This is a genomic window from Bradyrhizobium sp. CSS354 (assembly GCF_029051725.1).
GTDB lineage: Bacteria > Pseudomonadota > Alphaproteobacteria > Rhizobiales > Xanthobacteraceae > Bradyrhizobium.
In genome coordinates this window covers 114,629-131,100 of record NZ_JAACFU010000017.1, presented here as the reverse complement: position 1 = coordinate 131,100, position 16,472 = coordinate 114,629, and the positions used below count along the sequence as shown (strand labels likewise).

General features: G+C 61.8%; 13 protein-coding genes. All 13 read right to left on the bottom strand.

From position 1 onward, the window contains the following. Position 1: 1 nt before the first annotated feature. Positions 2-1,984: a LodA/GoxA family CTQ-dependent oxidase gene (locus GWG67_RS30665; protein WP_275173112.1), complete on the bottom strand. Its 1,983-nt coding sequence runs from the start codon at positions 1,982-1,984 to the stop codon at positions 2-4. Between the two features lie 24 nt (positions 1,985-2,008). Further along, positions 2,009-2,668, bottom strand: a complete 660-nt coding sequence (locus tag GWG67_RS30660; protein WP_275173110.1) for a hypothetical protein — start codon at positions 2,666-2,668, stop codon at positions 2,009-2,011. A 24-nt stretch (positions 2,669-2,692) separates the two neighbouring features. Further along, entirely contained in the window at positions 2,693-3,889 is a 1,197-nt protein-coding gene (locus GWG67_RS30655) for a hypothetical protein (protein WP_275173108.1), read from the bottom strand. Positions 3,890-4,100: 211 nt separating this feature from the next. Then, entirely contained in the window at positions 4,101-4,952 is an 852-nt protein-coding gene (locus GWG67_RS30650) for an MBL fold metallo-hydrolase (RefSeq protein WP_275173106.1), read from the bottom strand. A 9-nt stretch (positions 4,953-4,961) separates the two neighbouring features. Continuing rightward, complete coding sequence (locus GWG67_RS30645) at positions 4,962-6,077, bottom strand: hypothetical protein (protein WP_275173104.1); 1,116 nt, start codon at positions 6,075-6,077, stop codon at positions 4,962-4,964. A 39-nt stretch (positions 6,078-6,116) separates the two neighbouring features. Further along, positions 6,117-7,583, bottom strand: coding sequence for a hypothetical protein (locus GWG67_RS30640; RefSeq protein WP_275173103.1), 1,467 nt, complete (start codon positions 7,581-7,583; stop codon positions 6,117-6,119). 706 nt (positions 7,584-8,289) lie between these two features. Next, positions 8,290-9,390, bottom strand: a complete 1,101-nt coding sequence (locus GWG67_RS30635; RefSeq protein ID WP_275173101.1) for a hypothetical protein — start codon at positions 9,388-9,390, stop codon at positions 8,290-8,292. 240 nt (positions 9,391-9,630) lie between these two features. After that, the gene (locus GWG67_RS30630; protein ID WP_275173100.1) at positions 9,631-10,116 is read right to left on the bottom strand and encodes a hypothetical protein; all 486 of its coding nucleotides are present in this window, start codon (positions 10,114-10,116) and stop codon (positions 9,631-9,633) included. 29 nt (positions 10,117-10,145) lie between these two features. Next, positions 10,146-12,389, bottom strand: a complete 2,244-nt coding sequence (locus tag GWG67_RS30625; protein ID WP_275173098.1) for a multicopper oxidase family protein — start codon at positions 12,387-12,389, stop codon at positions 10,146-10,148. A 307-nt stretch (positions 12,390-12,696) separates the two neighbouring features. Next, positions 12,697-12,885 (bottom strand): hypothetical protein, encoded by a 189-nt coding sequence (locus GWG67_RS30620; RefSeq protein ID WP_275173097.1) that lies wholly within the window; start codon positions 12,883-12,885, stop codon positions 12,697-12,699. A gap of 197 nt (positions 12,886-13,082) precedes the next feature. After that, on the bottom strand, positions 13,083-13,706 hold the full coding sequence (locus GWG67_RS30615; protein ID WP_275173095.1) for a hypothetical protein: 624 nt from the start codon (positions 13,704-13,706) through the stop codon (positions 13,083-13,085). Positions 13,707-13,886: 180 nt separating this feature from the next. Then, positions 13,887-14,204, bottom strand: a complete 318-nt coding sequence (locus GWG67_RS30610; RefSeq protein WP_275173093.1) for a hypothetical protein — start codon at positions 14,202-14,204, stop codon at positions 13,887-13,889. 128 nt (positions 14,205-14,332) lie between these two features. After that, positions 14,333-16,057, bottom strand: a complete 1,725-nt coding sequence (locus GWG67_RS30605; protein WP_275173090.1) for a hypothetical protein — start codon at positions 16,055-16,057, stop codon at positions 14,333-14,335. Between the last annotated feature and the right edge of the window lie 415 nt (positions 16,058-16,472).

Below are 16,472 nucleotides of genomic sequence, written 5' to 3'. Positions count from 1 at the left end.
TTCACACCTCGCCCTGACGGAACTGATGGCGCGGCGGCGTGGTCGCTTCGGGCGGCGCGTCGAGGCCCGCTTGGAACGGAGTCGGCTCCGGTGTCCGCTCCCGCAGCGCCTCGATCCGGGTAATCAAGGCAATTTTTTCGTCGGAGCCGGCATTCGCGCGATCGCGGCCAGTCTCCACGTGGACCGTTTCCGGGAAGCCAACCTCGCGCAGCGCCTGCGGCGTTTGGCGTGGTTCGACAATGCCGAGCGTTGCCCACAGCTGAACCATCTTGTCAATGCGCTCGTAATAGGTGCGGCCGCGCACGTCGCGCAGCCAGTCCTCCCGCAGCAACGCGTGCTTGAGACGCTGCAGCTTTGCCTCATCAAACGGATCGGTGAGGTTAGCGCTCGCTCGCTCGAAAGCGGCAGAGCTCAGCACTTGGTCGGGCACGCGCGCGCCCCAGAAGCTCGGGAACGACAAATATGTGCTAGGGGAGTAATCGGCGCTGGAGTTGCACGATGCTTCGTCGGTCTGCCAGGGCAGGCCGAGCCAGCGCGTGAGCGCACCGGGGCCCGCAGCTGTGATCGGGCCTGCGGGTCCGAGGCATGTGTCCCGCGTCAGTTGTGAACCGAAATCCTGGCGCACGGCCTCGCCCTCAGGGACAAGGTTCAATCTGTACAGCAGGCGATCGTCGTGTTGGGCCGCGTGATGCAGCGCCCACAGCTCAGGCCGCCGCATCGGCCATGTAAGCTCGATGCCTGGGTGGAACGGGCCGCCGAGGCACTCGGTCAGGCCCGCGCGCATCAGCTGAGATACTTGCGCATCGGCGGAGAGGGCCGCGAAGTCCGGTAGCGACGGTGGTCCCTGCCAATCGGACACAAACGTGCCCGCGGCCCACCGATCGAGGTGTACGAACATCGTAGGCGTGACCGACAGAAAGGTCAGATCGACGTCGCGGGCCTCACCAAAGAGGTCCCCGTATATGTAGGGTATCTGCCGTTGCGAGCCGGGGCCGGGAGATACCGGGCGGAACAAGGCACATACCTGTTGGCGCCATGACTTGTTCCCGGGACTGGCGTCGGCCAGGCGTGAGATCACCGAGACGGCCTGCGCATCGAGCGGCGACCCCACGCCGTGCGCGACAAGGAATCCGTGATTGATCCACTGCAGTGCGGTTAGACGGTCGAAGATCGGCCAAACGTCGTGCGAGAAACTTGTCGTCATCGGTCGGGCGAGCCAGCCGGCTGCCATGAACGCCTCCCGGACGGTGTCGTCCATCGTCACGAGACCGTTAAGGCCGGGCGCGAAATTGGGCGGCGTGACGACCACATAACCGGGATCAGCTTCGAATTCCGTGGTGCCCACGGTTACGCGCGCGCGCACCGGCCCGTCGCATGTGTCGTCATACCAACGATCGTTGTTGGCGAAGGTGACGGGGCGCATACTGGTGTAGAACGGCGCCGACTTGCCAAAACCGCCCAGGAAAATGAGCCGCCCGGCGTCGTCGGTTCGTAGCTCGCCAAGCGTGACGAAGAAATTGAGAATCTGCCCATCGTCGAAACGGAATTCGGGCCCGGACAGGTTCAGACCGCCGATCTGCCGCGCTGCCGGGCGAATGTCGAGCTCACGCCGCCGAGCATAGTCCACGTTGCGCCGCGCCGCTGGAACCACGAACTGCGCCGGCAGGTCCATGGCCTGGTTGAACTGGTACCAGCCGGCTTTGAGATTGGCGACTTCAACGCGCCAGGAGATCTTCACGTCCGGGCCCTGGACGAGTTCGATGGTCTCGCCTGACTTCAGCCGCGCATAGACGTGGAAGCGCACCCCTTGGCGTTTAATCTCGCCGGCCGCAGTCTGAAACCCGCCGCGCGCATCGGGCGTTCCGCCGATCACCTCGGGCGCCAGCGTGTAGTCGTCCTGCCCCTGCGCGTTGCCCAGGCGCGCAATGCCGATCGGCGGATAGACGCCTATCCAGGCAATCTCGGATGCACTCACGCCCGCCATGTCGTCCCCCCGGTATGCTGCCGCCTATTCCTTGAATCGAAGGTCCATCTCGTCTTCAGCGATGATGCTGTCGTCAAAGCCTGTCGAGCGCAGCACACGAACCGTGGCACGCTCCGCGGTAGGAAACTGGTTGCGGTCAAGCACGACCTTCGGGCTCTTCTGGCCAACGGCGATCGTTTGCCATGTTTTCTCGCCGTCAGGCCGCACCTGGATCGTGTAACTGACGCCCGGCTCATCGGGGGCGGCCATGGACATCGATCGCTTTTCGGGATGTCCAGGCGGCCCCGCGCCCATTTCCAATCCTTGAGACCGGGCTGCCACGGTGGGTTCCGGAGAGCCTGCCTCGAACGTGTTCACGACCTTGCCATCGTGCAGCAGCACGAGACGGGCCATGCCCTCCGCATACGATACGTTCTGGTCGATCAGCCCGGTCTTCGATGCATGGTCGTCGCTGGGAAGGAGAATGGTTGGCCGCACGCGGCTCAGCTCCTTCCCATCCGCCGCTTCCACGACGAGTTCGAACCCGGTGCCTTGCGGCGGCTGGTTGGCGGGTGGAGCCGCGCCTGCCGTTGCTGATTGGCTTGCGGCCGCGGTGGCCGGATTGACATAAAGGAATTCGCCCGTACCTGATCCGATGTCGACGGATCCGACGATGTGAATAACTTTGTTCTCGTATGACATCATTCGCCTCCTGATCGTGCGCCGGTATCACGCGCTCGGCGGAGCGAGCGCCGCATCCTCATGGACCAGGCGATCGTGAATGGCCTCATAAGTATACGCCGAGAGCCACTGGCTGTCGGCATAGGTCATCACATCGTGATGGATGTTCCCCGGCAGCGCCCGCATCTGCAGGCCGAGGGCGGGGTCGCCGAAATCGAAACCCACGAACTCCTGCGCTGGTGAGCTAATCAAGCCACCGGCATAGGGAAAGGTCGTTTCGAGGTTGTCTCGGGGCTGGCCCGTCCCCTGAACAGGATCAAAGGTCGGGAAGCCCGGGTGCCGGCGCTGGAACGTGTGGCCAAGTTCGTGCGCGCCGTACCAGTCCGCGAAACTCGCGTCGCTGTCGCCGGTCCAGCCGTTAGGCACGCCGCAGGGGCCGCATGCCACCGCCCCGAAGATGGTGGTCGCCTCATCGTAAAGGGCGCTGCCGCGCATGAAGCTTTTGCCCGCCTCATTGTCCACCAGGCCATAATAATGGGTCCGTGGATCCATTCCGGATGAAATCTCTCGCATGCGCAGGGCCGATAGTTGGGCGTTGACCAGGATCGACTGATTGCCCCCGAATGGCGGCCTGAGGCGGTCGCCATCGATGACAATCTGTGACCATTCGAGCGCGGCAACCGGGTAGGCCCGCGTCAGATAGGACCGAAGGTAATCGAAATGGATTGCGCCAGGTGTGATCGTCGCCGTCGGGGCGTTCGTGCTGCTATAGCGAAGCCCCATCGCCCGGATGCGCAACACCGGCGCTGCGACGAAATTGGCGGTCATCGCCGGTTGCGCCGCGAGTGGCAGCTTCTCTCCTCCGGGCACATTGAGGTGGTCGAGGCGAACTTCGATCGATCCGGCGCCGAGCGCGTCGGTTGGAAGAACAAAATTCAGGCTTTCGGCGACATCGAAGCGTTGTCCCATGAGATCGGGCGTGCTCGCCGGATCCAGCTTCACGCGGTTCATCGCCGCGAGATAGAAAGCGCCGCCGTTGGCGCGTCGCCACGTAATCTCGCCAGTCACCAGCGTCGAGGTAGCGACCGTGGCGGGGTCGAGATAGACGCGCACGATTGTGGGTTTGCCGGCAATGAGCCGCACACGGTTGTCGAGCGCCTGGATGACCTGCACGATCTCGACGCCGCGCACGCCGACATTGGCCGCCGAGCCCGTCCCCGCTGGAGCCAAAGCCGCTGCCGCCATTCGTGCCCGGCGCGGCCTCCTGATGGTTGGCTGTTCGTAGGGCGAGGACCCCACCGGATCATATTTCGGCGCCGCCCTGCCGCTGGAGCTCGGCCCATCCGCCGCTGACTTTCTTGGCCGTCGCGCACGTGGTTTTGTGGTCAAGGCGCCCTCCCTTCTCTTCTACACCAGCCACGCTTGGTGTTGCGCATGGCTACCGCGCGATGTTCCCTCAACTTTGGCCAGCGCGCTCGATGATGAAATGATCACGCGTTATACGTTCCGCTAAATTGCCAATCGCTTCACAGGCCTGATGCCACTCGGCGAATGTTTCGGCACTGAGCGGCAGCGGATGCTCGTCGGGCTGAAACGTCGTCCCGAGCGGATAAAGCTCGCCGGGCGTCCTTGTCATCTCAATATGGTTTCCGAGCACGAGTGAAACCGGGTGCTCGGATGCGAACGCCGCAAGGCGCGCCGCGCTGCGTCGATAAGCCGCCCAGTCGGCAACAGTCAGCAGGCCAGGGTAGAGCGTGTCCCCGGTCAGCAGAGCCTGCATGCGAGGGTCATAGACGGCGATGTGATCGGAAACGTGGCCTGGAAGGGGCAACACGACCAGCGCACGGCTGCCGAGATCGAGCGTGGCTTGCCCTTCCGGCCAAGCGGGGAGATTGAACGCGTGCTGAACCGCGCCTACGCCGCGGCCGATAACCCTTGTCTGGGGCCGCCCGGCAAACTGCCTGTCCCAGAAGACATGATCGCCGTGGCCATGTGTGTGCGCTATAATAAGCTCGCTGATGGCGCGACCTTCTTCGGCACGCGGTGACAGCAGCATATCGACGGCCTCGCGGATCGGCAGGATTTTCCGTGGGTCGCCGTCGTCAGGACTGGCCCCCGTATCGAACAGCACGGCCTTCTCGCTGCCCATCAGCAGGTACATGAACGGTGCTTCGAAACTGAAGCACTTGCTCTGCCGGAGCACATAGGTGTCGTCATCGACCGACACCACTTGCAGCGGCGGATCGGTGCTCGCCGCGCAATCAGCGGAGCCGTGGATCCAACTGACCTCGTCAATACGGAGCGGCACGGCTTGCCCCTAGAGCCGTCCGCGCGTGTCGCCGGCCGAAAGCACCGCGCCCACCGAAAGCGGCCCGCCAGGACCGCCGGCGGCACCCGCGCCGTCGCCGACGCAGCCGCGAACCGGCTGCGCCGTACTCTGGCCGATGCGCGTTGCGAGCGCCCGGATCGTCATTTGAATCCGGTCTGCGATCTGGCCACCGAACTGGATCGCTCTTCCGTCGATTAGTACATCGCCCAGCACGTAATTGCGGTCGCTCGGCACTTCGATGACGGCTCGGACCGGACGTTCTGGACTTCCGCGCGTATACTTCCAGAAAGCGGCAGGATCGCTGCCGTCGGGGGTTTCCCATTCCTGCGTGTCCAGGCCGCCGAAATAGATGCCGACAGGGTTGGCGACAGTGACGTCTGCCTTGCTACGCGCATGAAAGTTCACGCGCGCGCCGATGAACGGGTCGCTGTGTCGCTGTTCGGCGCCGTATCGGCCACACCGGATCAATTCCAGGGTATCGACCATTGGCGAACCATCGGCGCGCAGCCGCGTAACCGTTGCCGCGCCCGCGATCTCGATCTCGGCGCCCAGTGTGTTGTTCCTCTGCACGAGGTGCATGGCCCCGTTGGAGGTTGAATTGTTGAAGCGGTTGCGCAGGATGTAGGCGCCCGATGGGGTGAAGAGGTCTGCCTGCGTTGCCGAGGCGTCGACATGTTGCTTGTAGAGTGCGAGCGTTTGGGTCGGGTCGGTTGCGGCGAGAAAGCGCCAGTACTCCGGCCCTTCGCAGGTAAACGTGACCCGCGTGATCTTGTTCGTGCCGGATTGCCGGGTCACGCTCCACTCACAGTACTCGTCCTGAACGTCGCGTGAGGCATCGGCAGAGCGCCACCGCTCCATGTCCGAGCCGCTGCTGATCTGCACAATGCGGGGAAACGCTGTCCATTTCACATCCTCAAACGCCGGGTTGGGTCCCGCCTCGACCTTGGCGGCATTGAAGAATTGCGCCCGGGGCGAGTCGAACGGATCGCCGCTACCCTCTTGAGCGGAGTTCAGCGCGTCGGAAATGAACTGATGCCAGGCATCGCGTTGGGCCGGTCCGAAATCGTCCAGAAAACCCGGTGGGTCAAATCGTTGCAACGCCATATTCACCTCCCTGATGACTGCGCGACAGGACCGGAAATCTCATCGTTCGACCACCTCGGCATCCCTGGTTACTGCCAGGGGCGGCGCGTTCTCGTCGATGTTGCTGAACGGTAGCGTCAGGCCGAATTCAGCTATCTTGCGCTTGCGGAAATCGCGCCTGCGCCAATCGGCGACACGCATGAAATCGAGAACGCCTTGCGACGTCGCGAGACGCGCGCGCACTTTGGCAACGAACGCGTCAAGCTCCGCGGCGGCCCGTGTGCGCATCGCTGCCTCGTCGAGCGTCAGGTAGTCGGCTGCGATGCGTTCTGGTGCCTCCGGAGGCAGGCCGGCCGCGGCGATGTTGATGTTCCTACGCGTTTCGGCCTCGATCTGGCCTGCTGGCGTTGTCCCCGCCGGGACGTACTGCAGCAGACTTTCACGCGCGGCCGAGTCAGTCGGATTCCAGGCGTCCACCATCAGGAGCCCAAGCGCAAAGCCGGGAGAAAGGATGCCTCGTCGCGTGAGCTCGCCCACGACCACGCAGTCCTCGAATGCCCGCTCCGAAACCGGCCAGGCAAAGAAGGCATCGCCGGCCTGCTGGAAGCCCGCATCCGAGCGCTTCAGCACGAGCCCGAGTGCGGCGACGGCGCTTTCGTAGTCCGGTCGTCGCACCTGAAACGCCTGGCCGAGTCCGGTGATATCGAGCGCGAGCTGGTTGACGATGCTCTCGACGTCGAAGAAGAAAGTGGCCGGCAGTCCGAACTCAGGCTTGCTCCCGCGGCTTCGCTCCTCGCTTGAGACGATGTTGACGGATGTGGCCGCGAGCAGGTGGCGCAACAGCTCCCTGGGCGCCGCGATACCGCCTGGCGCGCCGAGCAGGCGATCAAGGCGCGCGCGGGTCCAGCGTTGAACGGCCGGTCGTACCACCCGCCGCTCCAAAATGTCCGCGCTCTGGCGGGCAGCGAAAAGCGGATCGGTCCTCACCGGGTGATCTGGCGGAAAGGACTCAAGCGGGATCTCCTGCGCTGTGCTGTTCCAGTGCAGCCAGGGCAAGCGCAGTTCTTTCATGACCAGCGTGCCATTCACGTGGCTATCGAATGGCCCTTTGCCCCGCGCTGCATCATCGAACGCGTGCCAGGAGGAGCCTTCCCACAACCATGCGTCTCCTGCGCGCTCGTAGAAATGAAACACCTTGTTGCGGCTGTCCCAGCCAGCGACCTGCAGAAAAGCGGTCGGATCGGTCGCGGGCGGTCGCGTGCTGACCAGAACTGTTGGTCCATTGGCGGAACGGCCGCGGGTGACCACGTAGCGGACGCTCCTTGGCAGCCGCGAGTTCGCTTCGTTGAATGGAATCTGGCCGGCTTCCGCGACGACGAAGACCATTTGCTCAGGCAGGCCTTCGGGGGCGCCATTCGACTCGTTCAGGACGGCGAGGAGTTCGGCAGTCGTCCCTGGGAAGCGCCCGCGCGCCAGTACGAGCTCGAAGAAGGGGTCGCCCAGGGACGCGCGTTCGCCGTCTGTCATGGGTCGGCCTCCATTGGGATCTATACCGACCACTCTGGCGCGAAGGCTGGATGGAGATGAACCCGCGGAGTCGGAGGGACGATCGAGTCCCGCCGCGGCATACGATAGAGGATGGGAGCGTGTAGGATTAAGCGGATCTTGGCCGAGACTCATGGTGAGCCTCCCTTCCGACGCCTCTGGTGCTTGCCCTTCCAACCATCAGCGTTCCCAATCTCATTTAGTATTCTTGTCACAATCTAATATAGTATTGACTATCTGCTGATGCCTCGGGTTGCGCAACATTTTTTTACTGATTGTCACGCGCGGAATGTCGCAGAACCGCTTGCGATGCTGCAGCGCGAACAATTGCGGATCTCGCTTTCGCCACATTGCGATTCTTAGCGCGGACAAGAGATCGAAATCGCTGCCGATGCGCGGTGGCCGCCTTTCGAAAGGTCAGCCGCTAGACCGAGCCCGCATCCCAGCGCGAAAGCCGAACGAAATCGTGGCAGTCGCAATTAGAAGCGGGACACACTACGCTTGGATGCACTGCGCCGTTGGCGTCGAAAAGCGAATTATTTTCGACGGCGGATAGGGGGTAGCTAACAATCCCGCCGAAAATCGCCCTTACGAGATTGCTATTTTTCAGAAGTTTACGTTTCGACACGCCCAAGCGCGTCGAGAAACGTCGCATGGTCATCTCGCTGGGTGACCATGCCATCTCGCCCTAAACATGGGGGGCTTGAATTGGACCTTCGGGTCCTGCTACGGCATTCGAATATTGAAATTGAATGGGCACCGTTCGAGTGCCATTGGTGAGATTCACCTCCTTCATCACGCGGCTCAGATTCGCGCCAGCTTCGGTTATTGGGAAGTCGCCGCACTCTTCACCCTGCGCGGACGTCCATCCGAGAAACTTGACCGCATTGGGGCTGCTGCCGGCCCGAATGGCATCCTCCACGTCGGGGTCGGTCCGCGCCTCGTTCAGTTCGTGATAAAACGTCGCAACGATGTTTTTCCATGGCTGATCGAACGCGACGATCCCGTTATCGGGTCCGCTCGGCCGCGTTTCGGAGAAGACGCCGATAGCGTAGTAGATCGTGACCTTGCTGGTCGGATGGATTGAGCCATGATAGCCGCCCAACCCTCGCAGCGAGCTGGCTTCATCCTCGACGGGAATAACAGCGGCGGCGGTATTGCCGACCGGGCTGATTGCAGTCGTCGGATCCTCGTCTGTCGTCAAGATCGTTCCGCTCGGCAGCAGGAAATTGAAGACGGTCGAGCCGAAATCGAAACCCTGCAGCGCGCCCTGCTGGAAAAGGCTGTTGACCAGCTGTTCGACGTCGCCTTGCGAGAACTGGGATGGCCTTGCGCCAGGTAGAATGTGCGAGGGCTGGAACGTTGTGGTGATCGGGTTGTTCTTGAAATACTGCATCATGACGTTGTTCAAGTTGGTGTCCGCCATCGCGGCTGCCAAAGCGTCGTCGATATTCTTGATGTCGCTTGCCGCCCATGACGATGCGCCACCGATATAGCAATTGGTATAGACGAGGTCCTGGATGATATTTCCACCGTGATTGATCAGATTGTGCGTGGGAGTTGGCGCGAATGTCGACGCGGTCGCCGCTACAACGGCGGCCATCGGCGCGGCCATGCCCCGGTAATACTTTTCAGCCGGCGAACCCGGGGTGGTAACAACGTTCATCGGACGAAATTTGACCGCCCTCTTGATTGATCTCTTGGTGGTTGATTTCTTGGACTTGCCCGATTTCGCTTTCGTAACTGAGTTCTTCTTTGTAACCGACTTCTTCCTCTTTGCCTTGGCCATGAGACTTTCCACTCCTCGAGTAACTCGACATCCGGGCCATCGATATCGTTGCGCGCGTTCGCCGCCATGACGCACGAAATGCGAGAACGTCGATGGCAGCTCAATTAGTGAGCCCATCGGGCAGATCGCAGCCGCGATGGGACTTTCCATCGATCCTCCAATCAATCTCCCGTCGTTCCGCACGAGCATGCGAAGTGCTTCGGCGCGAGCGACAAGGGGCGCGTGCGAGCGCTGCCGATCTCACGGCGCGAGCTTGAGCACTCCCGGCATGCCGCCCTTGTGGATCACACAAAAGAAGTCGACCGGATCCTTGAACTTGTCGGTGACTTCCAGCCGGAGGCTGCCGGTGAATGCGACGCCGAACTTGCTGGTGGTCCCGTTGCAATCGAGTTCGCGAAGCACAGCGTTGGGTTTGGCCGTCGCGTCCTCGCCGCAGGCAAGCACGGGGCTCTTGTCCTCGATCGCAGGCCCGCCATCGGTTCGCTTGAGGGTGACAAATCCGTGATGGACGGGCCCGCTGGGGATCTGAACCTCGACGATGTCACCGACCTTCAGATCATCGACGGTGAGAGGTGTGGAAGCCGTCGATTTCTTGTCCTTGTAGGTCCAGGCGAGCCCCTGGACGCCGATCACATGGGTGTCCGCCGCAGATGCTGCACCCGCAAATGCCAGAGTTGCACCGAGAATGATGCTCGCGATCGGAAGCGGCATTGACAACGTCCTCATTGGTCTCCTCCTCACTTGGCGTCTTGACGCTATTGCGCTGCCAGTCCGGGACCCCAGACCTCGATAGGGGCCATCAACCCTTTGTCCTCGTGCTTGAGGATATGGCAATGGAAAACGAAGCGTCCGAGCTGCTGGCTTGTATCGAAGCTCATCACCACGAACACCGACTGCCCCGGAGGCAGCGGAATTGTATCGTGCCAGCGTCGCGTCGCGCCGGGATCCAGGTCGCTATTTTTTTGATCGTCATAGAGATCATAGTTTGGCACGTCCGCCGGGCATGCGCCCTGGCCGCAGGTGCGCGCCGAATCGGGAGGCTTTATGAAATAGCTGTAGAGTTCATCGGCTGTCGCCAAGCGAAATTTCATCTGGTGAATGTGGAAATTATGCAGAGTGCTTGTTTGATTGGACAAAACCCAAAGCTGTTTGTGGCTACCCTCGTGAGCTTTCTTGTCGATGAAGACACACACATGCTTCTTGTTCGTCCAATCGACGAGCCCATCGCTTCCGACATATTCCTCGAACGGGATGCCCCCTCCGTTAAGCCCGACCGTCGTCTTGTCGGGATCTTCGTCCGCTGGCGGGTTGTGCATCGATTCGTCCTGCGGGTCCGGTCCGGTGGGGCGTATGATCTGGGTGAAAACGCTCCAATCGGTCGTTTGCCCGTGGCTTGTCGTGACGCCATCCAGAAACATGACCCGGCGATACTCACGAAACGCCGGGGCCAGATCGCGAATGCATCCCGCGGGTAGCTCTGCAGTCTCAATCGCCAGGGCCGGGCTCGCAATTTGGGGCGGACCGGGGGTGGCGACGGCAGCATTCAATGCGATCCGCACGTTGCTGGCGGTGGCATTAGGCTCCAGCACGATACGGGCCAGCTGGATCTCCGGCCATTCGTCCGTTCCCGCTTCGACCCTGTGTCGCTTGGTCTTCAGAATATAGACCTGCCGGGTCGGACGCTTGTCGTCGTTGCGCACGTAGATCTCCGCGCGCGTGGCCGGCATCATCAGCACATCGTCATAGTCGACGGCCTGCACTGGTTTCTGTGCCTGCCCGGGTGCAATCGGTATCGCCGGTACTACTCCATCGAGGCTGAGGATCGTCATCCGCAGAGGCTTCTTGTCCGCCGCGTCCTCGTTCCGCAGCTCCAGCCAGTACGGGATGTTGGCGCTGAGATTGCCCAGCCGGAGGAGGAGATTCTTGCCGCCCTCCACAGTGATCGTCGGGTATCGCTGCCCGTTCACCGTAAAAAGCAGTGCCTTCGTCTGCTCGCGCTGACAGAAGCCGGTTCGCAACTTCGGATCGAGGTCCGGTCCGGAACCGTCCGGATTCCACACCCCGCACGACTTGCCCGGAGGAAAATCCCGCGCGGCCGGATCCGGATCCCACGTCGCAGCATCGCCGTTCGCCTCGCCGGGGAACTTGGCGATGTTCATTACCGGCATGTCGCGGAGCAGCGCATAGCGCACCATGGTGATACGTTTCAGGTCGCTTGTATCCTTCGCGACGTCGTTGGAACATTTCTCCTTGTCGTTCGGATCCGGCAGACAGCCCGCCTTCACGTTGGCCGTTGCTTCGCCGACCGAAAGCAGACCCGACATTCCGCCCATCACCTGATCGGACGAGATCCCGTGCAGATGCGAGTGATACCAATTCAGCCCAAGAGGGTGCGGGATGAGTCCCGTGCTTTCGAGAACGCGTGCGTCGATCATGTCATTGCCGGGGATCGGCGTCTTCCCCGGGATCGGCACCTTGTAATCGAAACTCAGGCCCGGCTTGAGATGGACATAGACGTTGTCGCCCGTGCCAAGCTCCGCGGGCGCGGGTCGCGCGTTGTTCGGTGATACGATTCCGCCATGAAAATAATGAAGGTTCGTCGAACCGTCATTGTGGTCGTGCATGCTGCCGTTGGTGCTGGAGGTCAGCGCGTTGATCAGGTGCGCCGAAACGGTATCGCCCGGCATCGCTTCAACGATTGGCGTCAGATAGTTGTAATTGTAGTTTCCGGAGGTGACCTTGTAGCCGCCCATGGCGATCTCGGCGCTGGCTGCCTTCAGAGTGATCTCCACCTCGTTTTGACCATTGGCGAGCGGCGTAATGGAGCAGATGCCGGCGAGATCAGGCTGTCCTGCCGTTGCTTCAGAGCAGATTAGTGGCTGAACGAGCTCTGCTGCGATTGCCGGCTGAAGCAGGAAACCCAGGGCTACCCCGGTCAGCCATGCAGCCTGGCCAAACCGGATCGGAAGCCGCGCTTCCCACGAATTTAAGCGTTGCATCGCGTGACAGCCCAAACAACGGTGCGCACATGACGCCGCGCACGAAAGCGCGGACCAAATTCAATCGATTCCAAAAGTTGTTCGAACTCATAAAAAGACGTGAGCGACCTCACGTTGCCATTGATACTACATGCGCCTTTCTGATGTAGTCAATCCATTCCACGCAGCCAGCGACGAAGACCCCAGATGCGACCATTGATTGAATGGCTGGTCTGAGGACGTTTCCGCTCCGCGAGGACGGCCGGTAACATAGGGACGATCAAACAGCCGTTCGGAGGCAGCTGCGCCGGCTGATCCGCAGACTGTTTCAGCTCCTTCTGCGGGCGGTCGCCGGTGTTTCCAGTCCGGCTGTGATGATGCCCTTCCGCCAAAGCCAACCCAGAACGGCCAGGGCCTTCTCCAGCAAAAATGCGGTTCGCCAGATTGCGGTCAGTTCGGCCGCGGTGGACAATGTCGACATCGATGCGAGGACCGCATGAAGCGGTACGCCGTCCACGAAGGCGACGGCTTCCTGCAAATCCGGATGGGAACAGGGAGGTGGTGCGGACAACCTGGGAGCCGATCAGGCCGGGTGTCTGCGCGAGCTCGGCTGCTGCACTCAGGGCCAGTATTTGGTTCCGCGGCGGCAATGGTGTTGCTGGCACGGCGTTTTCGACACGCGGCGGCATGGGCGTCGCCCGAACAGGCCAAAACTCAGTCGCGTGGACATGGTACGCCTCGGCGTATCGGTCCCATGACCAGCTGCGGCGTGTCGCGGCTTGCGGGGATCTCCGTCCGCATCTCCGCCCAGAACGAGATCGCCTCATATCCTTCATCGCCCATTCCACGGAGCAACTCGTGAAACCCTTTGCCCTCCAGCGAAAAGTTGTCATCGTTGATAGTGACCAGGGTCTGCGTACCTGCCAGCATAGCTGCCGTCTTTCCATACCGCCGCGATCGCATTGGAGGAGTAGATGGCAGTCGGACGCCAGTATCGGCGCGAGCCGCCGAAGCTCTTGAAGACAATTTGCCGTGCAGTGGCGCGAAGGCGGCGACCTCCTCGGCCGAGGAGGAGACCAGCGTGTCGGGAATGGCGAACCCCAGCTCGGTTGCGACGCGCAGCTGCAACAGATTGCGGTCGGCCGCATGGTCGGCGCGCCAGTCGTTGTACCAGACCGTGTTCGGCGGTAAGAGCGCCAGGAAGCCCGTCCAGAAGAATTCGCATTGGAATGTCGAGATTCCGTCGACGCTCGTGGTCTTCCGTCTCGCGGTGCGCAAATGCCAGCGGGTTGCACCAGACTGTCCTAACCTGATCCAAAGCGTCGATGTTCGGATCATCAAGCGCCAAGCGCACATTGCCCGAAGGCTTAAGTCTAACGCCCCGCGCATCTTATCAGATAGGCAGAGTAGTCGATGACAACCGGTCGCGACGCGGCCACAAGCCGCTCGCACACCGCCCCAACGTGGGGTCGGCCATGCTCCCGACAATGGCAACGGTCGGATGCAACAGCGACCCAACTATGCGGCATCGGCCGAGACGCTCGTGTCGCCCTCAAGTGCTGCCACCTCCGAACGCAGCTCAAGCCGCCGCCTGCGCGCCGTATCGGATGACCCGTGCGTCTCGCCCTCGGGCAAGTCCTTGGCGAGCATCTCCGCCGAAACAATGGCGTCGTTGGCGAGAAAGAAGCGCACCGTGGCGCCAGCGCCCGGCTCGATTGAATGTTGCGATGTAATCGACGCGTTTGGAATGGAAGGTCTGCGACCCGCCATCGTGATGATGTGGGTCTGCTCTTTGGTCTTTCGATCCCGATCGACGTATCCGATCAGCGCGACCAACGTTGGTTCTGCCATGGACTTTCCCCCGGCGTCTTTCTCGCATCGATTGCAATCGTGAGGGTGTGCCAGTATTTGCTAACTTCGCCGGCGCACCCGAGCCGGGGATTACGGCGGGCCACTGACGCGCTTCAGCGCGCCGGTCCTTCACATAATTTGTCGAGCTCGAATGTGTATTGGGCAATCAGATGCTTCGCGACCAGCATAGCGTCCAGCCGCAGATAGGATGGCGCGCTTGAAAAGACAGGATCGTGCAGCAGCCCCTCGCTCGCCCGGATCGTCAACGCTTCCAACACAGCGCTGCGTACCAACGCATCGTTCTCTTGCGATGCGAGCAGACGATCCACCGTGAATGCATCCTGGGCCGCCAATGCGACCGCGAGCGCGCGAAACAGCAGCTGCAGCCCTTCGTACGACCAATGGTTTGCCGCAAAGCGCGCAAGCACAACCGTCAATCTGGTCTTCTCATCCGCGCGGCCCAAAATCGACGCCGCTAGCGCATGCGCGGCCGCGATATCCGTGACCTCGATCACGCTCACTCCGGTCAGCGGATCGGTCGCGCGCGCCGGCATAATGCGCAGCTGGTAGTCAAGACTGCTCTCCAACGCCTTGAGCCAGCGGTCCGGCAGCTTGCTCCAGCATCCAACGTCCCTGATCTGCGAGCCGTAGAGCGCGATGCGGTCCTGCTGCATGCGCTCATCGAGCCGTTTCAGCAGCATCGATTGCTCCGACGGCTCCAGAAAGCCTCCCTGCGCGCTCAGGATATTGGCGGCCATGTCCGCATCCAGGTCTGAGCAGGCAACGTGGCTACCAGCAATGTGAAACGCGCAGCGTTCGAGCCCACCCTTCCAGGATGATCGAAACTTGAGCACGCGGGCAAAGCGTGGCAGCCAGATCGGATCGATCCAGATCGGCTCCCCTATAGCGATGAATCGGAAAAAGCGGATGATCCAATCGAACTCGGCCTGGCCGAGATCGCCGTGGCGCGCGAGCAACAACAGGGCCGGGAGCGCCCAGCTGCGCGCACCGTCGCCCTCGGCATCACGTCGATCGGTTACGCGCGCGATCAGCCACGTCAGCATTCCGGGGCCGTTGCCGACGCCCGCGGCATCGGCCCCGGCGGCAAAAAAGGCCGCGAGCTTTTCGGCAAGCTCACACCAACTCCGCGCGCAGGCGTTGAGCCGCGGAAACGTCGCGTTATCTGCCGCGACGTCGAGGCGCGGGCTCTTCGCCACGTCCTCGAGGAAGCGCATATACGCGAGCCAGTCCGCCTCGCGCACCACACCTTTCTCCGCGCGGATCGAGACCAAAAGTATAGCCGCCTCTAGCGCACGTCGTCGCAGATCCGCGTCAGTGAGCTCGCGATAAGCGAACGCGAGGCCGACGAGATATATACGGATTGCCTGATCGGAGAGCTCGCTCAAACCAAAGTCGAGATGGGTGGCCGGATTCGTCACCGTATAGAGCGCCTCGACCTCTGGCCCCTGCTCAAGGAAGAAGACGGGCGCGCAGGCGCGCTTGCGATCGATGAGTGCGGCCTCGCCCGCGAACTGATAGTCCCGTGCACGGTCGCGACGCGGTTCGTTCGCGGCGCATACCGACCCCAGCCCGTCGCGCGCAAGCGCGAAATCTACTCTGCGCTGCGCTTCCCGCGACAGCTCCGGCCACAGCTTGAACTCCCAGTTCTCTCTTCCCTCGATCGTGTGCGTCGCAAGTCCACCGATCTGACCGGCGAGCAACTCGGCGCGTTGCGCGATGCGCCGTTCGTCCCAGCGGGGGGAGGGGGTGGCGAGATCCGTCACCGCGAGCGGGAATTGCACGCCCACGTTGATCCCTTGCGGCACGAGCGAGGCCATCCAGGGCGGCCGCCATCCTCAAGCCGGGCCGATCTCAGGCAGAGGCCTTGAGCGAAAGAGGCATACTAACCGGGCATGTGGCGCACGAGGTATGAGTCTTATCTGTGGCAGCGCGTGACGAGATGAGTGGTCCTTAGCCACGGACCATCTGCAAGGCAACCATCGCGGCTACAATCAGTGGCGGAGTAGCCAAAAGGGTCCACGAAACTGAAGTCAGCTTGTATTTGTAAAATGGCCTAAAAAGAGCAGCAACCAGAAGAGCAAAAACCAGTATCTGCTTTAGGTGCATTGAAAGATTGGGTTGAGTATCCATCGCGGCGCTTTCCCAACCCTCAAGAAACCAGACTACCCCAAGGACGGGAGCACCGTCGTCTCCCGATAGCGGCGCGATAAACCGTCGTTATTCGCTTTTGCC